This is a genomic window from Corynebacterium sp. sy039 (assembly GCF_007904105.1).
Lineage (GTDB): Bacteria > Actinomycetota > Actinomycetes > Mycobacteriales > Mycobacteriaceae > Corynebacterium.
Genome location: NZ_CP042325.1, coordinates 2,151,072 through 2,175,658, shown reverse-complemented (window position 1 = coordinate 2,175,658; position 24,587 = coordinate 2,151,072). Strand labels below are relative to the sequence as shown.

Sequence of the window (24,587 nt, the reverse complement as noted above, 5' to 3'; positions counted from 1 at the left end):
ATAGTGAAAGCAACATTTCATAAGAAGGAGTTATTCCCGTGGCAACTGTACCAGTAACCGAAGACACATTTGAGGAAACAGTAAGCAAAGACGGCATTGTTTTGGTCGACGCATGGGCATCATGGTGTGGACCATGCCGTGCTTTTGGACCAACCTATGAAAAGGTATCTGAGAACCATGACGATGTGACCTTTACCAAGCTCGATACCGAGGCAAACCAAGGTTTAGCTGCAGCATTACAGATTCAGTCCATCCCAACAGTGATGGCCTTCCGTGATGGCGTTCTTGTTTACCGAGAAGCCGGGGCTCTTCCTGCCGCAGCATTGGAAGACCTTGTTGCTCAGGTTAAAGCATTGGATATGGAAGAAGTAAAGCGTCAGGTTGCTGAGCAGCAAGACTAACAAGACCAGCAATAAGCAGGATAAATAGGTATACTGCCACCTAAAGGACCAAAAAAGATATGTAACGAGTGAAGGTGACTTTAGGTGGCTAATCCTTTTGCAAAAGGCTGGAAATATCTCACTGCCTCTTTGGATCAGAAAATTGAGGAAAATGCTGATCCAAAAGTGCAGATCAACCAGGCAGTAACAGCAGCTAAGCAGCAGCATGAACAGATTGTTCAGCAAGCCAGTGCAGTTATTGGCAACAAAAACCAGCTTGAGATGAAACTCAATCAGCTAGTGCAGGAACAACAGGATCTTACCGAAAAAACACGCCAAGCTCTGGCGCAGTCCGACGCAGCCCAACGCACAGGTGATGCAGAAGAAAACACTAAGTTTGCTCATGTAGCTGAGATTTACGCGACCCAATTGGTGAGCGTCGAGCAGCAGCTGGAAGAGGCAAAAACCTTGCATAAGCAGTCAGTTAGTGCTGCGGAGCAGGCAAAACAACAAGTTAAAGCATCAGAAATAAAACTTAAAGAACAATTAGCGCAAGCTGATGAACTTATGCGCCAGGTTCAGCAAACGCAGATGCAGGAGAGCAGCGCGCGTAACGTCGAACAGCTAGGGGCTTTTCAGGCTGATTCCACAGTGCCCAGCATGGATAGTGTGCGGGAAAAAATCGAACGACGTTACGCACAGGCTTTGGGTGCTCAAGAACTCATGCAGGATAGCGTCGATGGTCGTATCGCTGAGATTGATGTTTCAGGTCAGGATATGCGGGCAGCAAGTAGACTAGCCGAGATTCGTGCCGAGCTTGATGCTGGTAAAACTCAAGCTCAGGGTGAAATTGAGCAGTAGCGAGCTGTCGTGTGCTAAGACAAAAATCTGGATGCTACCTCTAAGAGATAACATCCAGATCAGCGCTGCTTAGGCAGTTTTAGCTGTCGAGCTGCCGCACGGTCACATCAACGTGGCGCTCACGAGGAGCTACACCGTAGAACTGTGCACCAAGCTGCTCCCACGTGCGGTTGCTATTGCAACGTACACGGTGGCCGATGAACTCATCAACGATGAATCCCCAGCGCAATGTACCAATCTCACCTGGGTAGATCGGGTATGGGCCAATGTTTTGTCCCATAGACCAGATCATTTCACGGCTGTATTCCCAACCGTACTTACGGGTGATTTCCTCTGTGTACTTCACAGACACGTTCACGGATGTCCACCACTTCTTGGTTTTGGACTCGTTGATGGTCTGCTTCAGTGGAATCTCGCCCTCATCCAAGGTGTTTGCCGCAGAAGCGGAACCCTCGACGTCGAAGCGAGAACCAGTGATCTCTACGTACTCGGCAGTAGCGCCAACGCGCTCACAGGTTGTTCCTGGTTGTGGGCCAGAATCAAGAGCCTGTGGCTTTGCTACCGGAGTCCACTCCTCAGTAGGAGCGCCTTCAGTGTTTGCGTATGCACTGGTGATCTCGGCCTGTGCCGGGGTGAATCCCGCGCATGCCAGACCTACGGTTGCCAGAGCAACAGCTGCTTTGTTGATTGTGCGCATTGCTTACTCCTTGCCGTCGATCGTTGCGGCACCTGGGCCGCTATCGCTCATAGCTGGCATCTCCACGTAGTTCTCGGAGTAGTCACCTTCCTTGGTGGTGTGGTGCCATACAACGAAACGTGTGGAAGGACCTTTACCAACGTACTTGCCGAAGTAAGGCTCCATGCGCCATAGTCCAGTGTTCTTGTCACAGGTACGAACACGGCCAATGAATTCCTTCATGTGTACGCCGTAGTCAGCACGAACCGTCTCACCAGGCTGAACCGTGATAGGGCCCAGCTTGTCACCAACAGCCCAGTTGCTGGTCTGCACAATGCCGTATTTGTTCTGCAGGTGGCCGAAGAAAGGCTCCCAGGTGTTACCGGAGCTCATGGCCTTTACAGATTCGTTCACGCCCTCGGTTACCTCAAGGGAGAACTGGATTGGACGGTCCGTGTTGTTGGTGAAAGAGTTGGTGCCGTTGTAGCGGTCATACTCGTTGGTGATCCAACTTTCGTATGGGTGACGGCTCTGATCTGCTTCCCAGTTGCAGGTGTCGTCATTGACAAAGTCCTGACGGTGCTCATGCTGATCTGGTGTTTTGGTAACTGGTGTAGCGGTTGCCACACCAGAAACCATAGGCACCGACACCACAGTTGCTGCTGCAAGGAGCGATCCGATGTTTTTCTTCTTCATATATTCCTCGATCAATTGATCATTGGTTGGAAGGAAAAGGATCTTTAAGCGTCGTTAGAGCGCATGGAAACGCGAACGTGGCGCTCCTTAGGGATGTTGCCCCAGAAAGGACGGTTGGTGTCTACCCACTGGCCACCCTGGCAGCGCAGGTTCTTACCCTCGAAGCTGCTGATCAGGAAGCCGTACTGCAGAACGCCGGTGTAGCCAGGCTTTACTGGGTATGGGCCTAGGGTCTGTCCAACTTCCCAGGTCTGGGTGGAGGAGTAGCCAGCGTTCAGGGAAACGTTGATCAGCTTCAGTAGGTCGAAGCTTACGGTTCCGCCGAAGTTCCAGTTCTTGGTCTTGCCTTCGCGGATGGTCTGGGTTAGTGGCAGGTCTTCGTCGTTGTAGTTAGCAACGGTAGCGGTGCCTTCGATCTCGAAGTTGGAGCCGGTGATGGTCAGTTCCTGACCTGCTGCTCCTTCACGAGAGCAAGATCCACCAACTACACCAGGGTTTACCTCGGTGTAAGAAGCTGCTTGTGCAGGAAGAGCGTGAAGAGTGGACGCTGCCAATACGCCAGCGCTAAGAGCAGTCATGAGACGTTTACGCATGAGAAAGCCTTTCTGTGAAAGAAAAATAAGCGATCCTTAGGCTCCCCTAAGGAAAATACTTAGAATTATCTTAGAATGAGTTATTGCGTATGCGCTAGCCCCTTTTGCATATTATTTATCGACGTGTGGTGGGGATGGATATCAGGACAAGGTGGTTGGCGGTTAATTATTTCCGCTCCAAAAGCGTCTGAATGCCGTGCGACCTGCTTATACTTTTCTCAGTATTCTCTGCATGAATATGAGAAATTATTATTTTTCTAAGCTATCGACAGTTTGTTTCTTAAAAAGAAAATGCCCTATTTTGGGGGTGATTCCCTTTGGTGGGTATCTAGTGTGCAGTGGAAATGTGAAATAACTTTCGCCCAAGTTCTCCTTGAATTTTAGCGTTATATGCAGCGTAAAAGGGTGAAAAGTTGGAAAAACTCCCACTTTTATCAACGTAATCAAAGCTCTGCTCTGGGTGAGGAGCGTCACTATGGAAAATCCGCTCTCGCCCCTAAGGAAACCTGAGAAAAACTCAGGAAAACTTTTGATGGCGCGCACACACGCACACGCACGCGCACACACGCACACGCGTGCATGCATCATGCTTTCTAGACATATCCAATGCGTTCTAGCAGCAGCGCGTTTCCGAGCATATTAGCCCTATGCGCTGCTCACCTATGTAACCCTTTACCCCTGTGCTTATGAGCTGCCTATTGGCTATTGCGCAATAGTATCCCACGTATTCCAGAATGGAATCCGTCGCGTAAATTGACTCGTTGAGTTTCGGTCAGGGTGTATTCATGGAGAGTTTCGCAGGCGAATTGCAAAAGTGGGCGGTCAATCTCTGGAGGCAATCCTCCACCAGAAAGCATATGGGCGGAATCGCGTTGTGCAGTGCTTGCTGCATTGTCGTACCACCACACAGCATATTGTTGTCCCACGTCAAAAGGTGTTTGATAGCCAGAGGAAGACCATACTTCACTTGGTAATGGTACGTAGCGGGAACGTAGTTTGCGTCGTGGAGCCATCATTGATGGATTTGGGACGGCACGTGGCGTAGGAACTGTGCCTGGAGTAGGCGCTGGCTTATCTTGAGTAGCTTTATCCTCAGCGTCTGCTGCATTATTCGGGCTGGTGCTAGTGGAATCAGAGATCTCTACCTCTAATGATTCCTCAACCCTTGAAGTCACTTTAATAGTTCGTGCGTTGTTGGTGGTATGGTGTGCAGATTCATCCGAGTTTGTGGTTTCGCTTGTCTGCGCTGCAGAATCTTCTGGTTGGGTAACGTGTGGATCAGTATGCTGTGCCGTCGGCGTGCTATCTTCACGTGCTTTATCGACGATCATCTGCGGTTTTTTAGTTTCTGGTTCGGTTAAACCAGCACTTTTCGCTTCGCTGTGCACGTCGTTTAGTGCTTCTTTGTCTTCTTCATCAAATAATTGCGCTACATGGACGTCGATAGCCTCATCGGTATCACCATGATTACCTTGTATGGTGTCATTATGTGCCGGATCGTTTGTTTGATGTTGTGCGCAGGCTTCTTCTGGTTTTTGTCTGATTACTGGGGGAAGCGGACCTTCGAGGATTTCAAGTTGCATACATTCTGCGAAGTCTTCTCGTGGGTCAAGGATGGTGGTGGAATCGCAGGCATGGCGTAGTGCTGAGGACATGGAGTCCCAGCCAAAGCCATAGAGATGTACGCGAACACCGGCATTTACTGCTTCTTGTACCCCTGGAATCATATCCGCATCGCCAGAAACGATGACAATGTCACTAACTTCTCGACGAACACCTGTCAGTACCATATCGGCTACTAGGCGGGTATCAACTGCTTTTTGTGTACGGCGTTCGCCCCATTCAATGAGTTGACCAGCGCGAAGTTGAACTCCGTCGCAGGTGCGTAATGCTCGCTGATAGCGGTGTGGTCCTGATTCTGGAATGCCGTCGTACCATAATTGTCGGTGAACGGGTTGCCCTAATTGTTGGCTAACCATATTTCCTAAGGTGGTGACTACTTCGGGAAGGTCTATTTCTAATTGCGATCTGGCACCTATTTCCCAGGAATTATAAAAACTTGCTAGTAAATAACTGGTATCAACAAAAATCTGTGTTCTTTCGAGCATGGTTCTAAAACTTTCACTATCTTTGGGTAAAACTTTTCATTAAATTAACCGATCACATATTGTGACTCTGTTACATCTTCTACTATGCCTTATTGCAGGGTGTTAGGCGATAGAAAATTCTAAAAGTGCAGTAAGTGCTGGTGGTAGAAGTATCTTGTGGGGGCAAAATGTCGATTGGGCTTGTCGAAAACTCTTGACAGCAACCTCCCTTAGTTATATGGTTGGTTACATGAGTAACTAACCAACTATGTGGAGGTGTTATGGATGATCAAGCAGCACCATTGTTCCGGCAAATCGCTGTCCTCATTGAAGATTCCATCGTTGATGGCACGCTAGTTCCAGGTGACCGAGCTCCATCGACAAATGAATTAGCTGAATTCCATTCCATTAACCCAGCTACAGCTCGAAAAGGACTGAATCTCTTGGTCGACATAGGAGTGCTGGAAAAACGTCGAGGGCTAGGAATGTTTGTGACGCATAATGCTCGAACCAACATTATCGCCAGAAGAACAGAGAAATTTGCCGCTGATTACGTCGCCCCGCTTATCGACGAAGCCGTGAAACTCGATCTACGTCGAGAAGCGTTGCACGATCTTATCGAAAAGGTTGCAGAATCTCGTGGTTTGTATCAGTAAAGCAAGAAAAAGTACCGAAAGTACAGAAAAGAGTTGAGGACATGGATGTATTGATCCAAGCCAGGAATCTCAGTATTGGCTATGGAAGTCATAAAAAAGAAAAAGAACCACCAATTCTTAGCAATGTGAATCTCGCGTTGCCTGCCGGCGGTATCTATGGACTAGTAGGTGCCAATGGGCAGGGAAAGACGACATTATTACGAGCACTAGCAGGGCAATTAGCGGTGCAAGGGGAGCTAAGAGTTTTTGGACAAACTCCGTTTGACAATGCGCATGTGCTCGATCGGACAGTATTCATGGGCATTGATACCGAATTGCCCAATCGTAAAGTCTCACAAATCTTCGCCATGTGTGCTAGCCGATGGGTCAATTGGTCGGCGGAATTAGCGCAGAAACTCGTCGAGGATTTCGCGGTGCCAATGGATAAAGATTACAAAGAGCTATCGCGTGGACAACGCTCAAGCGTGGGGTTCATTATTGCACTGGCAAGCGGGTGTCCTCTCGTATTACTCGATGAGCCATATTTGGGGTTGGACGTCGAAAAGCAAGAAAAACTCTATGCCGCACTGCGCAATTATCGCAGTTCAGAGCGTACTTTTATCATAGCTACGCATCAACTGGCCCAGGCGCAGCCAATTCTGGACCACATTGTGCTTATCGACGCAGGGACAGTCGCGTTATCCGCTGATATTTCCGAATTGCTCGGTAGCATTTTTGAGATCCGAGGCACGAAAAAGCAAGTGGCAGCGGCATTGAGCCCAATACCCAGCGAGTTTATTGTGCAAGAAACGCACATAGTAAGCGGTAGCAAAGCGCTCATTGACCTGCGCAAAGGCGAAAATCTTATTCCGGATTTAATCCAGGGAGCTCACGAGAGTGGTGCAGCGCTCAGAGAAGTAACACTAGAACAAGTAATCACACTCATGACGGGAGATTCTCATGATTCATAGTGCACATCCGATAAAACTATGGTGGCATCTTAACGCAGAAAGTGTGTTATGGCGCGTTATTTACTGCGCTGCCTATGGTTATTTTGTTTTTCGACTGGTTCATAGTGAGCATAGTCTTGTGCTACTTGCTCTTGGGGCGCTATGCGTTGCAGCTATTGTGTCTATCTTCACGTTTGATAGCTATATGCCTTATCGCGCTCTGAGTATTGATATTGCAACTTGGCGACGCGATCAAAAGCTCATTGGCGTGTTTTTTAACGCAATTTTGTTTGCGCTTACCGTGGTTTATGTGTTTGTGGCGCCGAAAAAAGTCGTGGTGCTAGCAGGTATTTTTGGTTTTGGGATGGTCTATCGTCTGCTGTGTACTGCGCAGCCTCATCTTGAAGAAGAAATAAGAGGAGAAATAAAAGATCGGTCTATCGCATCGCATAAGCAGCGGTGGGTGCGCAAGAGGATTCCTGATACTTTGCGTGGTCAGATTACCTATGCGCCACTCATTGATATGTGGTTGAGCGCTTTCATAGTGTTCTGGATAGCGATCGGTTGCGCCGCGGTAGTGAGCATTCTAAAAAATACGTCGCTAGATAGCGACAGTTTCTTCATCTCCACATTTTTGACCTGCTTCTTCGCAGTAATGAATGCGCGACCAGCCCAGAAATCTTTAGCCGATTTCGTAGCTTTGGGCGGCCAGAGGGCACAATGGCTTCGAGATTACTACCTATCTTCTGCACTCTTTGTCATTGTGCAAATCGGTTTTCTATTCACCATTACGCTCTCGACGTCTACTCCTGTGTCTCAAGAGCAGTACGCAGTGATGATTCTGCTTATTCTATTCACTCCTCACTTTGTGCTTCAGTCGGGAAATGTTCTGGTTTCACTACTGGTGATTGCTGCGCTTATCGGTATCCTCATGCTCTGGTCCGGTCAGATAATTTCTGGTTGGCTCGCTCTCGTGTTAGTTGCCATCGCCTATTGCGCGATGATGAGCTACGTATGGAAAACGCTAAGAACAAACACACCAAAAAATGGCTTATCAAAGTTTTTTGGAATCTAGTTTTTGTGGTGTTGTGGTGGGGATTTGTGTTTTTTTGTTGGGGTGTGTAACTTTGTGTGAGTCGCTCAGGGCGGTTGTGCTTGTGGGTGGTGGGGGATTCCATTGTGATGCATGGTTTGTTGTGTGTTGTGTGGGGTCTTGTGTTGTTTGAGAACTCGATAGTGTACTGATAGTGATCATTTTTTGATGGTTGATTAACATTGTTTTTTGTGGGGAGTGTTTTTGTCTCGTCGATGGGATGCTCTTCATTTGTTTTTTTGGTGGATTGATTGATTGCGCTGCATGGCATGGTTGTGTGTTGTGTGGTGTGGTTGGTTGGTTTGCTGGTTTTTGTTTTTTGTTGGGTATTGGGCTTTTCACGGCCTGTGCTTGCTTACTTTTTTGTTTGTGAGTGTTTTTGTGGAGAGTTTGATCCTGGCTCAGGACGAACGCTGGCGGCGTGCTTAACACATGCAAGTCGAACGGAAAGGCCCTGCTTGCGGGGTGCTCGAGTGGCGAACGGGTGAGTAACACGTGGGTGATCTGCCCTTCACTCTGGGATAAGCCTGGGAAACTGGGTCTAATACTGGATAGGACCATGCTTTAGTGTGTGTGGTGGAAAGTTTTTTCGGTGGAGGATGAGCCCGCGGCCTATCAGCTTGTTGGTGGGGTAATGGCCTACCAAGGCGTCGACGGGTAGCCGGCCTGAGAGGGTGGACGGCCACATTGGGACTGAGATACGGCCCAGACTCCTACGGGAGGCAGCAGTGGGGAATATTGCACAATGGGCGCAAGCCTGATGCAGCGACGCCGCGTGGGGGATGACGGCCTTCGGGTTGTAAACCTCTTTCGCTAGGGACGAAGCGTAAGTGACGGTACCTAGATAAGAAGCACCGGCTAAATACGTGCCAGCAGCCGCGGTAATACGTATGGTGCGAGCGTTGTCCGGAATTACTGGGCGTAAAGAGCTCGTAGGTGGTTTGTTGCGTCGTCTGTGAAATTCTGGGGCTTAACTTCGGGTCTGCAGGCGATACGGGCATAACTTGAGTGCTGTAGGGGAGACTGGAATTCCTGGTGTAGCGGTGGAATGCGCAGATATCAGGAGGAACACCGATGGCGAAGGCAGGTCTCTGGGCAGTAACTGACGCTGAGGAGCGAAAGCATGGGGAGCGAACAGGATTAGATACCCTGGTAGTCCATGCTGTAAACGGTGGGCGCTAGGTGTGGGGGTTGTTCACGATTCCTGTGCCGTAGCTAACGCATTAAGCGCCCCGCCTGGGGAGTACGGTCGCAAGGCTAAAACTCAAAGGAATTGACGGGGGCCCGCACAAGCGGCGGAGCATGTGGATTAATTCGATGCAACGCGAAGAACCTTACCTGGGCTTGACATATGCAGGATTGGCGCAGAGATGTGTTGTCCCTTGTGGTCTGTATACAGGTGGTGCATGGTTGTCGTCAGCTCGTGTCGTGAGATGTTGGGTTAAGTCCCGCAACGAGCGCAACCCTTGTCTTATGTTGCCAGCACGTGGTGGTGGGGACTCATGAGAGACTGCCGGGGTTAACTCGGAGGAAGGTGGGGATGACGTCAAATCATCATGCCCCTTATGTCCAGGGCTTCACACATGCTACAATGGTCGGTACAGTGGGTTGCGATACTGTGAGGTGGAGCTAATCCCTTAAAGCCGGTCTTAGTTCGGATTGGAGTCTGCAACTCGACTCCATGAAGTCGGAGTCGCTAGTAATCGCAGATCAGCAATGCTGCGGTGAATACGTTCCCGGGCCTTGTACACACCGCCCGTCACGTCATGAAAGTTGGTAACACCCGAAGCCCATGGCCTAACCTTTTGGGAGGGAGTGGTCGAAGGTGGGATTGGCGATTGGGACGAAGTCGTAACAAGGTAGCCGTACCGGAAGGTGCGGCTGGATCACCTCCTTTCTAGGGAGTTTTTTGTGCACCCCCTTTTTTTGTTTTGTTTTGGTTGTTTGTGGGGTGTTGTTTTTTGTGGACGATGCTGCGCGCATGGTTTTGTGTGTGTGGTTGGTTTGTGTTGGTTGATTGTTGGATTGTGGTTGTTGTTGGTGCATTGTTGGGTGTCTGGGATGGCACTGTGTGTTTGTCCTTGGTGGGGATGCTGCTGTGCGCGCATGGTTTTGTGTGTGTGGGGTGTTTCTTGTGTTGTGTGAGAACTGTATAGTGGACGCGATGCAATTTTTTTTTGTGTCTATTCTTTTTTGTGTCTTAGTTGTTTTTTTGTTTTTTGTTTGTTGTTTTTGTGTAAGGGCACACGGTGGATGCCTTGGTAGTGTGAGCCGATGAAGGACGTGGAAGGCCGCGATAGTCCTCGGGGAGTTGTCAATCGAGCGTTGATCCGAGGGTGTCCGAATGGGGAAACCTGGCCATAGTTATGTGTGGTTACCCGCCATTGAATGTATAGGTGGTGTGGGGGTTACGCGGGGAAGTGAAACATCTTAGTACCCGTAGGAAGAGAAAATAATAATGATTCTGCTAGTAGTGGCGAGCGAACGTGGATGAGGCTAAACCTGTTGTGTGTGATACCGGGCAGGGGTTGCATGATGGGGGTTGTGGGTGTGTGATGTGACTGGTCTGTCTGCTGGTTGCTTGTGGCATGTGTGTTAGCGGAAGTGGTTTGGAATGGCCTGCCGTAGTGGGTGAGAGTCCCGTACGTGAAAGTGTGTGTGTCATGGGTTGTTGCGTTACCCGAGTAGCAGCGGGCTCGTGGAATCTGCTGTGAATCTGCCAGGACCATCTGGTAAGCCTAAATACTTGCATTGACCGATAGCGGATGAGTACCGTGAGGGAATGGTGAAAAGTACCCCGGGAGGGGAGTGAAATAGTACCTGAAACCGTGTGTTTACAATCCGTCAGAGCCTTTTGGGGTGATGGCGTGCCTTTTGAAGAATGAGCCTGCGAGTCAGCGGCATGTCGCGAGGTTAACCCGTGTGGGGTAGTCGTAGCGAAAGCGAATCCTAATGGGGTGTGTGAGTGGCATGTTCTGGACCCGAAGCGGGGTGATCTACCCATGGCCAGTGTGAAGCAGCTGTAAGAGGTTGTGGAGGCGCGAACCCACTTAGGGTTGAAAACTGAGGGGATGAGTTGTGGGTAGGGTGAAAGGCCAATCAAACTCCGTGATAGCTGGTTCTCCCCGAAATGCATTTAGGTGCAGCGTTGTGTGTTTCTTGCCTGAGGTAGAGCTACTGGTTGGTTGAGCGGACTATCATCTTAGCAATGTCAGCCAAACTCCGAATGCGGGTGAAGTGAGAGCATGGCAGTGAGACTGCGGGGGATAAGCTCCGTTGGTCGAGAGGGAAACAGCCCAGATCGCCGGTTAAGGCCCCTAAGGGTGTACTAAGTGGGAAAGGATGTGGGATCGCGAAGACAGCCAGGAGGTTGGCTTAGAAGCAGCCATCCTTGAAAGAGTGCGTAATAGCTCACTGGTCGAGTGGTTCTGCGCCGACAATGTAGTGGGGCTCAAGTACACCGCCGAAGCCGCGGCAAGCAATTTTTTGTTGTTTGGGTAGGGGAGCGTCGTGCATGGTGTGAAGCAGTCTGGTGATGGGTTGTGGATTGTGTGCGAGTGAGAATGCAGGCATGAGTAACGAATGAGAAGTGGAAAACTTTTCCGCCGGATGACTAAGGGTTCCTGGGTTAAGCTAATCTTCCCAGGGTGAGTCGGGACCTAAGGCGAGGCCGACAGGCGTAGTCGATGGATAACCAGTTGATATTCTGGTACCCGTATATGCGCGTCAAGTGGTGAATCGGTGATACTAACTGCCCTGAAGCATGTGATGGCTTTGTGTGTTGTTGTGTGGATGCGTGGGATCTGAGCTGGTATAGTCAAGTGATGGGGTGACGCAGGAAGGTAGCCGAGCCACTTATTGGATTGTGGTGTAAGCGTGTGGCCCGTATGCTTGGTAAATCCGGTGTACATGTGGGTGAGGCGTGATGCGTACCCGTTGTGGGGATGTTGGTGATCCTATGCTGTCGAGAAAAGCCTCTAGCGAGTGTGTGTATGGCCCGTACCCATAACCGACACAGGTGGTCAGGTAGAGTATACTAAGGCGTTCGGGTGAACTGTGGTTAAGGAACTCGGCAAAATGCCCCCGTAACTTCGGGAGAAGGGGGGCCACTGTTTGAACGACGTGTTGAGCTGGTGGTGGTCGCAGAGAGAGGGAAGCGACTGTTTATTAAAAACAGGTCCGTGCGAAAACGTGGAAGTTGATGTATACGGACTGACGCCTGCCCGGTGCTGGAAGGTTAAGAGGACCTGTTAGATCCTTGTGGTCGAAGCGGAGAATTTAAGCCCCAGTAAACGGCGGTGGTAACTATAACCATCCTAAGGTAGCGAAATTCCTTGTCGGGTAAGTTCCGACCTGCACGAATGGCGTAACGACTTCCCTGCTGTCTCAACCACAGGCCCGGTGAAATTGCAGTACGAGTAAAGATGCTCGTTTCGCGCGGCAGGACGAAAAGACCCCGGGACCTTTACTATAGCTTGGTATTGGTGTTTGGTGCGGTTTGTGTAGGATAGGTGGGAGACTGTGAAGCTGTGACGCTAGTTGTGGTGGAGTTGTTGGTGAAATACCACTCTGATTGTATTGAGCATCTAACCTTGGCCCGTGATCCGGGTTGGGGACAGTGCCTGGTGGGTAGTTTAACTGGGGCGGTTGCCTCCTAAAGTGTAACGGAGGCGCCCAAAGGTTTCCTCAGCTTGGTTGGTAATCAGGTGGTGAGTGTAAGTGTATAAGGGAGCTTGACTGTGAGAGTGACGGCTCGAGCAGGGACGAAAGTCGGGACTAGTGATCCGGCATCTACGTATGGAAGTGGTGTCGCTCAACGGATAAAAGGTACCCCGGGGATAACAGGCTGATCTTCCCCAAGAGTCCATATCGACGGGATGGTTTGGCACCTCGATGTCGGCTCGTCGCATCCTGGGGCTGGAGTAGGTCCCAAGGGTTGGGCTGTTCGCCCATTAAAGCGGCACGCGAGCTGGGTTTAGAACGTCGTGAGACAGTTCGGTCTCTATCCGCCGCGCGCGTTGAAACTTGAAGAAGGCTGTCCCTAGTACGAGAGGACCGGGACGGACGTACCTCTAGTGTGCCAGTTGTTCCGCCAGGGGCATGGCTGGTTGGCTACGTACGGGAGGGATAACCGCTGAAAGCATCTAAGCGGGAAGCCTGTTTTGAGATGAGGTTTCGTTTGAGGTTCCCTGTAGATGATGGGGTTGATAGGCTGGGTCTGGAAGCCATGTGAGTGGTGGAGGTGACTGGTACTAATTGGCCGATAAAAAACAACAACAATAATGGGAAAATATATGGTTGTTGGGATGCATTTGGGGTAGATGTGTGCTGCTGTGTGTTGTGTGGTGGTGAAGAAAGAGTTGTGTTGTGTTTGCTGTGCAGTGTCTGGCATGGCATGGGGGGCATCCTTTTGTGGTGTTTCTTGTGGTTGTGTTGGTGGTTGTTGTGTCAGGGGTACACCCGGTCCCATTTCGAACCCGGTCGTTAAGTCTGATTGCGCTGATGGTACTGCATCTGGGAGGGTGTGGGAGAGTAGGTCGCTGCCAACATTGGTTTTTTAATATTGTGTTGTGGGGTGTGTGCCGTTGGTGGTGCACACCCCCTTTTTTTTTTGTGTGCTTGCTTGTGTGTTGTGTGGCGCACAGGGGGGTGTGGCACACACAGGGGTTTACATTATCCATTGTGGAGTTGATATGAAGTGGTGGGGGTGTTGGGTGAAGGGGTCGTGGAAGGAAATACTGTGGCTGTGTAGGCATAGTCGCTTATTATGGTCCTCGCTTTCAGCGATGGTGAGTATGCGTGGATAAGTATCGTCACCAAGCAAGGGGGCACCGGCGGCGTGCATGTGCAGCCGGAGTTGGTGTGTTTTCCCAGTTATTGGATGTAGTTCATACAGGGCTAATTCTTCATGATCGTGTCCGTATTTTTGTTTCAGACTGGTCTGCAGGTCGGAATTAAGGATCTGAACATCATTGACGATTGTTGTGGCATTAGGCGCGCCGTCGACAATGCGTGCTTGCATGATTCCAGGTGTTTTTTCAATTCGATTGTGCCAGCGGGTACCAGGAATAATGTCAGGTCTGTATGGTGCAATGGCGTGATAGACCTTAGAGACTTTGCGGTCAGAAAAAATTTTCTGATATGCACCACGAATTTCCTTGCGCTTGGTAAAGAGAAGAACGCCTGAGGTCATACGGTCGAGACGGTGTGCTGGAGTCAGTTCATTATTTCCAGTAAGTCGACGCATCTGTACTGTTGCCGTCTGGACAATGTGCTTAGCTCGTGGCATGGTTGCCATGAAAGGGGGCTTGTTGATTACTAGCAGATCGTCGTCGGAATGGATTATTTCGCAGGAAAAGGGGATGGGCTTTTCCTCGGGGGGAATGCGATAAAACCACAGGTCATTTCCTGCATGAAGAGTGTCATGAGGTGCGAGAATGGTTTTTTCCACACCGCGTACCCTGACTACTTCTGCATCGCGAAAGCGTTTGAGCAAAGCAGCCTCATCATCTTGTGGATGCCTAGAGCGCTGAGTAGCGATAAATTCTTGCAAAACTTCATAGGCGCTTTGCCCGTCATACTCTTCAGGAATCCGAATCCTGGTGGGATTGAGCCCATCCTTGATGGGTAAGGGATCTTCACCACGATGGAGTCGAATTATCTTGTTCACAGTGATTTATCTTACTTGAGTGACATATCTGGCAGATAATTGTCGACCATTGGGCTTTTGCCCCTGCACTATGAGGAATAAAATAAAAGTAGAACTTCAATGTGATTGTGAGGTTGAACATGAGCGACTATATTCTCGTTGCAGTTGATGGCTCTGTTGCTTCTCAAAGAGCTGTTCAATGGGCAGCTAACACAGCGCACAAGCGTGGGGTCGTCTTGCGACTAGCAGCAGCGTATTCCATTCCAGAATTTCTCTACGCCGAGGGGCTTGCACCACCAGAGGAAGTCTATGCCGAACTCAAAGATGAGGCCATGGAAAAAATCGAGCAAGCTCGAGAGCTAGCCGTAGAAATCGCCCCTGACCTAGAGATTGACCATATGATTTCTCAACAAAGTCCCATACATATGCTTCTCGACGCCAGCGCAGATGCAAGCATGATTGTCATGGGTTCACGTGGGCTTGGTGGTTTTTCCGGCATGGTGCTTGGTTCGGTATCGGCAGCCGTCGTCAGCCATGCACAATGCCCGGTGGTGGTATTGCGTTCTGATAATGAACTAACAGAAGAAAATAAATATGGACCTGTCGTCGTAGGTATTGACGGTTCAGAAATATCGAAGAAAGCAACGGAATTTGCTTTTGCCGAGGCCAAGGCTCGTGGGGTCAAAGTGATTGCGCTGCACACATGGGTAGACACTCATATGCAAGGTGCGCTTTCTGCGATGGCTCTTGGCGCTGATATTTGGGCAGACATTGAAAAAGAACAGCATAAAGTGGTTCGAGAGCAGCTCGCCCCAGCGCTTGAGCATTATCCAGATGTTGAGGTGGAAACGGTTATCACGCATGATCGTCCGGTACATGCCTTAGCGGAGATAGCGAAACAAGCACAATTATTGGTTGTGGGGTCGCATGGTCGTGGTGGTTTTAAGGGGATGCTGCTTGGTTCTACCTCGCGTGCACTTCTGCACTCTGCACCGTGTCCGCTTGTGGTGGTGCGACCAACAGAATAAATACAGATAGACCAATCTGTCGCTATAAACTAGAACACTGTGGATAGTTCATATAAGATTGCTGTGTCCACAGTGTTCTTTTGGGTGCGGCATGAAAGGGATTGAGAAATACAGTGGCTGAGGAAAAGGCAAAAAAGAGTGGTCGATCATCAGGTAATGCTGGTCGCCGTCGGAATCGTCCCAGCCCCAGGCAGCGACTTTTAGATAGTGCCACCACCCTTTTCACCACAGAAGGAATACGCGTAGTAGGAATTGATCGCATTCTGCGTGAAGCGGATGTGGCAAAAGCCAGCCTCTACTCACTCTTTGGCTCTAAAGATGCACTGGTCATCGCCTATTTGCAGCAACTCGACGAACAGTGGCGTGCCCGTTATGCAAAGCGCATCGAGGATATGGAGAATCCGAGCGATAAAATCCTTGCTTTCTTCGATCAGTGCATTGAAGAAGAACCGCAAAAAGACTTCCGTGGTTCTCTATTTCGCAGTGCAGTAAATGAATACCCGTGCCCAGAGGCGGATAGTGAGAAAGCAATCGTTGCCACAGCAACCGCTCATCGACAATGGTGCTTGGATACTATTGCACAATTGCTTGAAGAAAAAAATGGTTATCCTGGCACCAGTCAGGCTCAGCAAATACTTATTTTCCTTGATGGTGGATTAGCAGGAGCACAGCTTGCACATTCAATTGAGCCATTAAACATTGCGCGCGACCTCGCCCTCATGTCTTTATCGGCTCCACCGGTCGATTACTCAATCTGATTCCTCAGGTCTACGGTGCCGCCCAGTATAATCTTTGGGCGGTTTTGCCTTGTACTGCTTATATGCAGCTGAATGTTGGCGCTGATACTCTTTGTGCGCCGTTTTAAGCTGCTTTTTGTGTTCCCGCAATTTTTTATAAAACTGGCGATATTCTGCTCGCGCTTGCGGATCGACAATGCCGGCAAGCCCTAAAATACGACGATAACTATTGATTTCCTTCTTTTGCCGCAGATAAGCTGCGCGCTGCTCTTTTGCGGCAGCTTGTGCCTGAAAATGCTCGGAACCATAAGGATATTTAATGCGAATAATGGAATAGAGTGTGATATTTTGCGCGGTTGTCCACAGGTTATTACTCACCCAATACAGAGCAACGGCAATGGGCACCGCACCACCAAGACCAGCACTGAGCAAAAGCAGTGGTGCAGCAATAAGAATACATATCACAATGCGATTGAGGTAGATTGCCACCGGTGATCCATGATCGAGAGCATAAGAATTACGTACTAGAGCAAGCAAGATATTAGTAGTGGTAAAAATGCAGGCCAGTATGATTAACGGCAGGAGAAAATGTCGAACCTCAGCGACAGAGGTGCCTAATTCTGCAAGGCGTTCTGTACCCATCCGTGGAAAAGCCGATAAGGGCATTCCACTGAGTTTTGTGGCTAAAAACGCATTCACATCATTGTTACTGAGCATACCAACGTTTTGCGTCGCGTGAGTATTATCGCTAACAGTAGAAACACGCTTGACGACGCGGTACAATCCCAAAAAAACCGGTATCTGAATGAAAATCGGTAAACAACCGGCGGCAGGGTTGTAGTTATTTTCTGCCTTAATCGTATGCTGCTTATGCTTGAGCAGGCGTAGATTCTTTTCAGTCGGATTGCGTGCATATTCGGCTTGTAATCTTCTCAGCTCTGGGCGCATAAGCACACTAATGCGTCCAGCACGTAGTTGCAGCCAAGATAATGGCGCAATAAGACCACGCACTGTGATGACTAAGCCGAAAATTGACAGCAACCATGCGTGGTTTTCATCGAGATGAAATACATGGAAGAGAAGTAAATGCCACAGTTTCATCACACCTGAGACTGGGTATGCAAATACTTCAAGCATGGTAGCTCATAGATCCTTTCTTCCCTAAGCGATAATAGCGTGCAGCTCACACCATAACAACGTATATAAGATGCAAAATGAAATTCCAAAGCACGTTTTTACCTGGCACATATCCCCAATAGAATAGAGGCAGCATAGTTCGACTTGCCGAGGGAACAGAAAAACCCAAAAGAAAAGGATAGTCCATGCACATTAGTGTGGCACCACTGCGAAAAGTCACCCAAAATATCGCTGATACTGATATCACAGCGCATAATTATGATGCGCAGCCAGGAGCAGCCAACTTTAAGCGAGCCATGAATATCCTCACCGCTGTGCTGATCATGGCAAGTTTAGGGGCATTGGTGGGCGTCGAACGCTCTGTTGCGCTTCTTGGGGTACTGCTGTGTACCTTATTCATTGCCGCTTATACCAGCTGCATTATCCAGAATAGATATGCATGGCAACCACTGGTCAGCATGGTTATTGTGTTGATCGTTTGGATCATTATGCTGCCGATTATCCCAGTTTCGGTGTATCTCGTGTTCCCGATATTCTTTTTATGCTTGCGACTATGGCCAGATGCGCGTGGAATCATTGGTGTGCTTGGCGCAATGCTGGTGGCAATTATTAGCCAGTGGCCACATTTGACTATCGGTGCAATTATGGGTCCGGCAGTATCTGCCCTGGTGTGCATCGGTATCCACCTGACTTTTAAGGCATTGTGGAAAGCAAGCAGAGAACGCGAAAGCCTGATTGAACAACTATTGCAAACCCAACAACAACTTGCAGAAACTGAACGTGCTGCTGGTATTGCTTCAGAACGTCAACGTATCGCACACGAAATTCATGACACGCTTGCTCAGGGATTATCGAGCATTCAGATGTTATTACGAGTTGCTGAGCAGGAGATTAAGAAATCTTCCTTGAGTCAACAAGAACAAAAAGCACCACTAGAGCGCATGGCATTGGCGCGTCGAACAGCGGCAGATAATCTTTCTGAGGCGCGCGCAATGATTGCAGCTTTGCAACCTGCTGCATTATCTAAAACCTCTTTGGAGGGGGCATTGCATCGTGCTGCAGAGCATATTGTTGGCCCCGAGGTCATTATCGAGGTGGAGGGAGAAGAACAGCAATTGCCAATGCGCACAGAGGCGGCGTTGCTCAGGATTGCTCAGGGGGCATTGGGGAATGTGGCAAAACATTCGCAGGCGAGTTTATGCCATGTGACTCTCAGTTATGCTCAGGATGAAGTGCGGTTGGATGTTGTCGATAATGGGCAGGGGTTTGATCCGGAAAAATTAGCAGCACAACCTGCAGGTTTAGGGCATATCGGTATTTCTGCCATGCGGCAGCGCGCCCAGGAGCAGGGCGGAAATTTGGTGGTGGAGTCCACGCCTGGGGAGGGGACAGCTATTTCGGTTGCATTGCCGGTGGAGGCGTAAAAGTTGCCAGTGCCACAGTCACTAAGTCATTCTTTTGCGACCTAAGTGGCTAAACTAAATAATGATATAGCTAGTGCGAAAGGTGGTACTACAGCAGATGATTAGAGTTTTGCTTGCCGACGACCATGAGATAGTTCGCTTGGGACTGCGTGCGGTATTAGAAAGCGCAGAGGATATCGAGGTCATTGGAGAAGTCGCAACGGCAGAAGCAGCTATTTCTGCAGCACAAGCAGGAGGCATTGATGTTATTCTCATGGATCTACGGTTTGGCGCTGGTGTGGAAGGAACGCGTTTAGCGTCGGGGGCGGATGCCACAGCGGAGATTAAGCGCACTATGCATAAGCCACCTCATGTGCTGGTGGTCACAAACTATGACACCGATGCTGATATTCTGGGGGCAATTGAAGCAGGCGCATTGGGATACCTACTCAAAGATGCACCACCAGAAGAACTACTAGCGGCAGTAAGATCTGCCGCTGAAGGCGATTCCACACTCTCACCTACGGTAGCTAACCGCTTGATGACCAGAGTCCGCGCCCCGCGAACCTCGTTGACCCCGCGTGAGCTAGAAGTGTTGAAATTGGTTGCCTCAGGTTCGTCGAACCGCGATATTGGCAGGCTCCTCTTGCTCTCAGAAGCAACAGTAAAGAGCCATCTGGTACATATTTATGACAAACTAGGCGTGCGTTCACGCACCTCAGCAGTGGCCGCAGCGCGTGAACAAGGCGTGCTCTAGACCCTTGGTCGTAAGCCAGTGGCTTATTTAGTGAGTTTATGCTGAATCTCACGAGCGAGCGCATCTAATTCAGCAGCAATACTGCGGTGCGCGCGTTTACGCTGTTCGGTAGTCATATATTCCGCATTATCGACAGCAGCACTAAGCTCATCAAGGCGATCGTGCACATCCTGAATAAAGCCAGGAGCTAACTGAGTAGTTTTGACATGATCACGCATTTTGAGAATACGTGCCTTGAGCGGGGCACCATGACCAGAGAATTGCCCTAGTTCTTCACTGCTGATTCCCAAACGCTGGGCACGCTTTGCGTCGAGTTGTCCGCGCACAGCAACAACACCACGGTAGAGTAGCGGCAGAATAAACGGTGCTAAGGTACGTGCAGCACCGGAATAGCGCAGCACAGTGTCTTTATTGAATTGTCCTGCTTTGAGTTTTTCTAACTCAGTTTTCGCAAGTCCTTTTTCATGCTTACGCTTTGCTTTTAGCCCTTTTTTCTCTTCTTTGAGTAGGTGCTTTTCCTGTTTAGCAAGCAATTTATCGCGCTTGAGGTCTAATTTTGCAGCTGATTTTACTTCTTGACGTGCACGTGACTTAGCCACTTTTAGCTCTTTCTTAGCCTGCGCGCGCTTTTTACGTGCTTTCTTTAGTAGTCCCATAGAAAAGATCACAACTCCTGAGTTATTTTGCTAAAACCGCAATAGCCACGGGTAGCTAGTACCTAATACCTCATTCATTATATTCATAAATGCTGTGGTCTTCATTAGCTTGGAACCGAGGTAAGCAGTTATGCTAGATAAATTGTGTGCACCGATGACTTTCTGACCCCCGATAATCTAGTAGGGTGTCGCTATCGTTTGGTGCAAAAACAACGCTACCCGCATATAGCGGCAACTACCGCAGCTATCCAGCGCAAACAGCGTCATGCCAGTGCAGCTCAGAGCGTGTTTGATCTTCTTCCTCTCAAACCTCAATTAGGCGATAATCGCCATTTTCTCAGGATAGATTTGGATAAAGAAAAAAGTGCCCAGTTGCGATTCTTTGACACGCTCGAAGCCATTGCCGCAGGGGCACATATCATCACGCACGCAGTGCTAGAGACGCTAGAACCACAGGTTAATAGTGCCTATCAGCAAAAAATGCGAGTAGAGGTAGCTGCCTTGGTGCGTCGCAAAGATGGAAGCTACTATCCAGTGGTTATCTCCCACCATCGGGTTGCGCGCCCTGACCCGACGTCGAAAGTGAAAGTAGTAGCAACTAAGCGATTAGGCTTAGGCAATTCCGCATGGGCGCACTATCGGCTCAAAAACCATGCCATCGACTCATTCCGGCTTGCTATGGCAGACCGTGCCTTAACCGATATGGGGCTGAGCTGCCATCGTGGTGGTCTGATCGGCCAAGACTCCACCTTGGTGTTTTTGCTCAACACTGACTTTTTCCAACAAGGACTAGACCGCGCTCTGGCAATACCAACTCCCACTCGCCCTCACCGAGTACGAGAATGCGCAGGATGTCGGTTCTGGCACCAATGCGAGGCAGAACTGATAGCGGCTGATGATTTGTCCTTATTCCTGAGCGGGGATCTGGCTCGCAAATATCAAAAGCGAGGAATTAACACCGTCGAGGAGCTCATTAGGGCAGATCAGGGTGAAGATTCCGTGCTGGCTTATGCGTGGCGCACTGGCATTGAGGTGCTAAAACGAGATACTTTGACCGACCGCAATAGTATTGCGCAGTTCGACGTAGAAATCGACATTGATGTGGAAGCGTATCTAGATCAAGGCGCCTATTTATGGGGAACTTACGACGGCAACCACTATCGTTGTTTCTCCTTATGGGAGCAGGTGGGCACAGAGGCAGAAGGGCATAATTTTGCCCAATTCTGGCAATGGCTATGTACTCAACGCGCTGAAGCACAAGCGGCGGGAAAAAGTTTTGGGGTTTTTTGCTACTCCGCGCATGGAGAAAATCATTGGCTGAAGTTTAGCGCCAAACGCTTTTATGGCGTAGTGCCTGGAGTGCCACATCCACAGGAGATACAAGAATTTATCAGTTCGAGCCAGTGGATAGATGTGTTTGCCTATGTGAAAAAATATCTTGCCGGCTCGCATGGGCTAGGGCTCAAACAAGTAGCACCTATCGCAGGTTTTCAATGGCGAGAACAGGGCGTTGACGGCGAAGAGAGCATGAATCTTTACCGCCAAGCAATAGGCATGGATATAGGCATGGATAGCGCCGTAGCGCCACAGCAAGCTAAGGAAATGCTACTGAGCTACAATGGCGACGATTGCAAAGCAACAAGAGCAGTACGCCATTGGCTCGCCCAAGGCGCGCCTGGTGTACCGCTCTTATCGCAGGTAGAACAAGTGGTGGCTCAGTTATAGTTTTTGACTCGCGCAAAGACCCTATGCCAGGAGGTATCCAGTGCTGTGGCTGCCATACGCATTGCGAAAAAAGATACGCATATTGTGATGATGAGTTCTGCGCCTAGTCCAGCCCAGAGCAAAGCGGAAGAATCCAACTTATAGCCGAAGATAAGCAACGCGATTGCTGGTAATGAGAAGGCGATAATGAGCACGAGTCCTAGGAGAGACGCGAGGTTTTTGCTGCGCCTTGCCTTAAAGAGATTGCTGCCTGGTTTATTCGTTGGTTCTGGGAACTTGACTGCCAGATAACAGCCGAGTGCGGTAGAGAAGAACATAATGCACAGTGCCATGAAAGTGTTAATGCCCCACACGACGTTAAAGCCCTTGAAGGCGCCAACGATACTGGTGAAAACGATGATGGCAATAGTGTTGATTACGATAAGCACTCGTGCACGAGTCTGTAATAAGTCACGAGCACGTATTCCCGCAGACATATGTACCCAATTTGAGGGGCCGTCGAATCCTAGCGTGTTACTGATCATAAGGAAAGCGAATACGCTGGAAAAATAGCAGCCAATCCAGGCGAAGTGCCCAACATCACTAGCGGATAGGCCAACACCAATATAAAAAATGATAGCCAATGGGTACACCAGCATGGAGTAGAGCAGGCGCTTATCGCGGACGAGATACCGAATGTATCGTGAGTAGAGTGCACCGCGGGTAGTGGCTGGTAGCGAAGGTAGGAGCAAAGAAGAATTTTTTGCGTCACGACCGCTGTCCTTGCCCTCGGACAAAACCTGAGTCAAACCGCGGCGTAAGTATTCCTTCCATAGGTAGAAAATTGCTGCCACATAAATCACAGTGAGGATTAGCATCGCGACGCCCAGCACAGGTGTTTGCGGTAAATGCGCAGCTGTGGCAACGGCGATGGCCAGCGGTGTCCATTCCCCGATGGTCTTAACTCCGGAAAGAGCCATTGACATTACGTTCTGTGCCCCAGTGCTAATCCCGACATTACTTAAGAAAGCACCACCGAGAATAATGACGATGAATACCACACCCAAAATCAAGTTGAGTGTTTCACGCTTGCCAGAGCCAATGCTGGTAGTCAAAGTGGCGGCTAGTGTTTCGCCAAGGAGAACCGTAATGACCAATTGCACTATGCAACCTAAACACCATAGTAGGGCTGCTAGAGCACCGTGCACGTGAGAAAACCCCAAGGCTCCCATGACCATCATGATGATGGTGTTAATCGTGGCGGTAATGCTGCGGGTTTGGAGGAATAACGCAATGGTATAGCCAGGAAAAATATGCTTTGCGGTCAGTGGTAGTGGTGCAAAAACACTTAGATCGGGTTGGGATTCCCCAGTAGGTAACACGAAAGCTGCAAATAGATATACCAATGTACCTAGTGCCATAACGCTAATGAAAACAGTTATGTTTTTGTCTTCTACAAGGGAGAAGTAGCTAAAAAATCCGAACGCTAGGGTGGTTAAAATGAGAGATCCTGCTTGAAGCAAGGAAAGCAGCAGCATGACTGCTTGGGTAGAGACGGAACGCCACCACAGAGTAAGCTGCAGTTTTAATAAAGTGCGTGTGATACTCATGATTATTCCTCGTGTTCTGCTGCTGGTTGTGCATGGTTGAGCCAGCCCAGGCTGCCATCTGCTAGGGTCTTGCCACCAACTGCATTAACGAAACGATCGGTCAATGACATTCCGTTGCGGACTTCGTCGAGAGTGCCGGCAGCGTGTACCGTACCTTTGTTAATAATGGCGACGTGTGAGCAGATATTTTCCACCAATTCCATCACATGAGAGCTAATCACCACAGTGCCGCCAGCGGAAACGAACTGGTGAAGAATCTGGCGAATAATTTGCGCTGATACAGGGTCGACGGCTTCTAGTGGCTCGTCGAGGATCAATACCTCAGGGCTGTGCAATAGAGCAGCAGCAAGCAAAATCTTTTTGGTCATACCTGCGGAATAATCCACAATGTATTTCTTACCTGCATCTTGGAGATCAAGGGCGAGGAGTAATTCTTCCGACCGGGTCTGAATCTCTTTAGTACCCAGTCCACGCAGATAGCCAAGATATTCTAAGTATTCTTTGCCGCTGAGTCGGTCAAAGACGGGCAGGCCGTCGGCAAGCAGGCCATAGGATTGTTTTGCTGCCAGGATTTCTTCTTGCGGAGCCTTTTCCCACAGTGGGTGCCCGCATACCCACGCATTTCCCTGTGAAGGTTCGAGCATTCCGGTGCCCATCATCAAGGCGGTGGTTTTGCCAGCTCCATTAGGGCCGACAATGCCATAGAAACTGCCGCGGGGGATGTCGAGGGAAAGGTTATTAACTGCTAAATGCCCGGAATAATTTTTTGTGAGATTACGTAGAGATAGCGCAGCGTTCGGGTGGCTATCCTGAGGGGTATTGAGTGTGTGATTGATCGTCATAACCTCCGATAATATCGGAAGTTCTTGAGGGATATCGGCATTGCTGTGTTCTACCAAAATTGACATAGACTAACAATAAACCCCCTCACCTGC

18 protein-coding genes, 3 rRNA genes and 2 pseudogenes are annotated in these 24,587 nt (G+C 49.5%); 13 read left to right on the top strand and 10 right to left on the bottom strand.

Going from position 1 to position 24,587, the window contains the following annotated elements; translation table 11 throughout:
- Nucleotides 1–38 precede the first annotated feature (38 nt).
- On the top strand, nt 39–401 hold the full coding sequence (gene trxA, locus FQV43_RS09795) for a thioredoxin (protein ID WP_144273498.1): 363 nt from the start codon (nt 39–41) through the stop codon (nt 399–401).
- An 84-nt stretch (nt 402–485) separates the two neighbouring features.
- Nucleotides 486–1,241, top strand: a complete 756-nt coding sequence (locus FQV43_RS09790) for a PspA/IM30 family protein (RefSeq protein ID WP_146340261.1) — start codon at nt 486–488, stop codon at nt 1,239–1,241.
- 79 nt (nt 1,242–1,320) lie between these two features.
- Here the strand turns inward: FQV43_RS09790 and FQV43_RS09785 are convergent, their stop codons facing one another.
- The 5 genes and pseudogenes from FQV43_RS09785 to FQV43_RS10295 form a co-directional block, all read right to left on the bottom strand.
- Nucleotides 1,321–1,938: a hypothetical protein gene (locus FQV43_RS09785; protein ID WP_144273496.1), complete on the bottom strand. Its 618-nt coding sequence runs from the start codon at nt 1,936–1,938 to the stop codon at nt 1,321–1,323.
- 3 nt (nt 1,939–1,941) lie between these two features.
- Nucleotides 1,942–2,613, bottom strand: coding sequence for a hypothetical protein (locus tag FQV43_RS09780; protein WP_146340259.1), 672 nt, complete (start codon nt 2,611–2,613; stop codon nt 1,942–1,944).
- Nucleotides 2,614–2,657: 44 nt separating this feature from the next.
- The gene (locus FQV43_RS09775; RefSeq protein WP_146340257.1) at nt 2,658–3,206 is read right to left on the bottom strand and encodes a hypothetical protein; all 549 of its coding nucleotides are present in this window, start codon (nt 3,204–3,206) and stop codon (nt 2,658–2,660) included.
- Between the two features lie 695 nt (nt 3,207–3,901).
- Nucleotides 3,902–4,393 (bottom strand): annotated as a pseudogene (locus FQV43_RS10300) (NYN domain-containing protein); the annotation flags it as partial.
- Nucleotides 4,394–4,734: 341 nt separating this feature from the next.
- A pseudogene (locus FQV43_RS10295) lies at nt 4,735–5,314 on the bottom strand (NYN domain-containing protein); the annotation flags it as partial.
- Nucleotides 5,315–5,574: 260 nt separating this feature from the next.
- On the opposite strand from FQV43_RS10295, the gene FQV43_RS09765 reads away from it, so the two are divergent.
- From FQV43_RS09765 to rrf, 6 genes are all read left to right on the top strand, one after another.
- The gene (locus tag FQV43_RS09765; RefSeq protein ID WP_144273492.1) at nt 5,575–5,949 is read left to right on the top strand and encodes a GntR family transcriptional regulator; all 375 of its coding nucleotides are present in this window, start codon (nt 5,575–5,577) and stop codon (nt 5,947–5,949) included.
- Nucleotides 5,950–5,990: 41 nt separating this feature from the next.
- Entirely contained in the window at nt 5,991–6,899 is a 909-nt protein-coding gene (locus tag FQV43_RS09760) for an ABC transporter ATP-binding protein (protein ID WP_146340253.1), read from the top strand.
- On the top strand, nt 6,889–7,953 hold the full coding sequence (locus tag FQV43_RS09755) for a hypothetical protein (RefSeq protein WP_146340251.1): 1,065 nt from the start codon (nt 6,889–6,891) through the stop codon (nt 7,951–7,953). The genes FQV43_RS09760 and FQV43_RS09755 overlap by 11 nt, the downstream gene beginning before the upstream one ends.
- Nucleotides 7,954–8,349: 396 nt before the next feature.
- Nucleotides 8,350–9,868, top strand: a 16S ribosomal RNA gene (locus tag FQV43_RS09750).
- A 328-nt stretch (nt 9,869–10,196) separates the two neighbouring features.
- Nucleotides 10,197–13,248, top strand: a 23S ribosomal RNA gene (locus FQV43_RS09745).
- Nucleotides 13,249–13,403: 155 nt separating this feature from the next.
- Nucleotides 13,404–13,520, top strand: a 5S ribosomal RNA gene (rrf, locus tag FQV43_RS09740).
- The 16S, 23S and 5S rRNA genes sit together here, the layout of an rRNA operon.
- A 119-nt stretch (nt 13,521–13,639) precedes the next feature.
- Here rrf and FQV43_RS09735 read toward each other — a convergent pair.
- Entirely contained in the window at nt 13,640–14,641 is a 1,002-nt protein-coding gene (locus tag FQV43_RS09735; RefSeq protein ID WP_371710892.1) for a pseudouridine synthase, read from the bottom strand.
- A gap of 113 nt (nt 14,642–14,754) precedes the next feature.
- On the opposite strand from FQV43_RS09735, the gene FQV43_RS09730 reads away from it, so the two are divergent.
- Both FQV43_RS09730 and FQV43_RS09725 read left to right on the top strand, forming a co-directional pair.
- Nucleotides 14,755–15,648, top strand: coding sequence for a universal stress protein (locus FQV43_RS09730; RefSeq protein ID WP_371710944.1), 894 nt, complete (start codon nt 14,755–14,757; stop codon nt 15,646–15,648).
- Between the two features lie 113 nt (nt 15,649–15,761).
- Complete coding sequence (locus FQV43_RS09725; RefSeq protein WP_144275009.1) at nt 15,762–16,406, top strand: TetR/AcrR family transcriptional regulator; 645 nt, start codon at nt 15,762–15,764, stop codon at nt 16,404–16,406.
- Here FQV43_RS09725 and yidC read toward each other — a convergent pair.
- Nucleotides 16,398–17,522 carry a membrane protein insertase YidC gene (gene yidC, locus FQV43_RS09720; protein ID WP_146340245.1) on the bottom strand — a complete coding sequence of 375 codons (1,125 nt, stop codon included), beginning with the start codon at nt 17,520–17,522 and terminating at the stop codon, nt 16,398–16,400. The genes FQV43_RS09725 and yidC overlap by 9 nt on opposite strands.
- Before the next feature lie 185 nt (nt 17,523–17,707).
- Here yidC and FQV43_RS09715 point away from each other — a divergent pair, with 185 nt between their 5' ends.
- On the top strand, nt 17,708–18,946 hold the full coding sequence (locus FQV43_RS09715; protein ID WP_144275013.1) for a sensor histidine kinase: 1,239 nt from the start codon (nt 17,708–17,710) through the stop codon (nt 18,944–18,946).
- A gap of 97 nt (nt 18,947–19,043) precedes the next feature.
- The gene (locus FQV43_RS09710; protein WP_144275015.1) at nt 19,044–19,682 is read left to right on the top strand and encodes a response regulator transcription factor; all 639 of its coding nucleotides are present in this window, start codon (nt 19,044–19,046) and stop codon (nt 19,680–19,682) included.
- A gap of 23 nt (nt 19,683–19,705) precedes the next feature.
- Here FQV43_RS09710 and FQV43_RS09705 read toward each other — a convergent pair whose 3' ends face one another.
- Entirely contained in the window at nt 19,706–20,338 is a 633-nt protein-coding gene (locus tag FQV43_RS09705; RefSeq protein ID WP_146340243.1) for a DUF6474 family protein, read from the bottom strand.
- 144 nt (nt 20,339–20,482) lie between these two features.
- Between FQV43_RS09705 and FQV43_RS09700 the strand changes: the two genes are divergently transcribed.
- Nucleotides 20,483–22,063, top strand: coding sequence for a TM0106 family RecB-like putative nuclease (locus FQV43_RS09700; RefSeq protein ID WP_146340241.1), 1,581 nt, complete (start codon nt 20,483–20,485; stop codon nt 22,061–22,063).
- Here FQV43_RS09700 and FQV43_RS09695 read toward each other — a convergent pair.
- Both FQV43_RS09695 and FQV43_RS09690 read right to left on the bottom strand, forming a co-directional pair.
- Nucleotides 22,054–23,652 carry a hypothetical protein gene (locus tag FQV43_RS09695; RefSeq protein WP_146340239.1) on the bottom strand — a complete coding sequence of 533 codons (1,599 nt, stop codon included), beginning with the start codon at nt 23,650–23,652 and terminating at the stop codon, nt 22,054–22,056. The genes FQV43_RS09700 and FQV43_RS09695 overlap by 10 nt on opposite strands.
- 2 nt (nt 23,653–23,654) lie before the next feature.
- Entirely contained in the window at nt 23,655–24,494 is an 840-nt protein-coding gene (locus FQV43_RS09690; RefSeq protein ID WP_144275022.1) for an ABC transporter ATP-binding protein, read from the bottom strand.
- Nucleotides 24,495–24,587 lie beyond the last annotated feature (93 nt).

What these genes read in the sequence shown, in the direction of transcription:
- FQV43_RS09775 (WP_146340257.1), bottom strand. Translation starts at nt 3,206, where the DNA reads ATGCGTAAACGTCTCATGACTGCTCTTAGCGCTGGCGTATTGGCAGCG.
- yidC (WP_146340245.1), bottom strand. Translation starts at nt 17,522, where the DNA reads ATGCTTGAAGTATTTGCATACCCAGTCTCAGGTGTGATGAAACTGTGG.
- FQV43_RS09760 (WP_146340253.1), top strand. Translation starts at nt 5,991, where the DNA reads ATGGATGTATTGATCCAAGCCAGGAATCTCAGTATTGGCTATGGAAGT.
- FQV43_RS09695 (WP_146340239.1), bottom strand. Translation starts at nt 23,652, where the DNA reads ATGAGTATCACACGCACTTTATTAAAACTGCAGCTTACTCTGTGGTGG.
- FQV43_RS09705 (WP_146340243.1), bottom strand. Translation starts at nt 20,338, where the DNA reads ATGGGACTACTAAAGAAAGCACGTAAAAAGCGCGCGCAGGCTAAGAAA.
- FQV43_RS09715 (WP_144275013.1), top strand. Translation starts at nt 17,708, where the DNA reads ATGCACATTAGTGTGGCACCACTGCGAAAAGTCACCCAAAATATCGCT.
- FQV43_RS09710 (WP_144275015.1), top strand. Translation starts at nt 19,044, where the DNA reads ATGATTAGAGTTTTGCTTGCCGACGACCATGAGATAGTTCGCTTGGGA.
- FQV43_RS09780 (WP_146340259.1), bottom strand. Translation starts at nt 2,613, where the DNA reads ATGAAGAAGAAAAACATCGGATCGCTCCTTGCAGCAGCAACTGTGGTG.
- FQV43_RS09765 (WP_144273492.1), top strand. Translation starts at nt 5,575, where the DNA reads ATGGATGATCAAGCAGCACCATTGTTCCGGCAAATCGCTGTCCTCATT.
- FQV43_RS09690 (WP_144275022.1), bottom strand. Translation starts at nt 24,494, where the DNA reads ATGACGATCAATCACACACTCAATACCCCTCAGGATAGCCACCCGAAC.
- FQV43_RS09785 (WP_144273496.1), bottom strand. Translation starts at nt 1,938, where the DNA reads ATGCGCACAATCAACAAAGCAGCTGTTGCTCTGGCAACCGTAGGTCTG.
- FQV43_RS09755 (WP_146340251.1), top strand. Translation starts at nt 6,889, where the DNA reads ATGATTCATAGTGCACATCCGATAAAACTATGGTGGCATCTTAACGCA.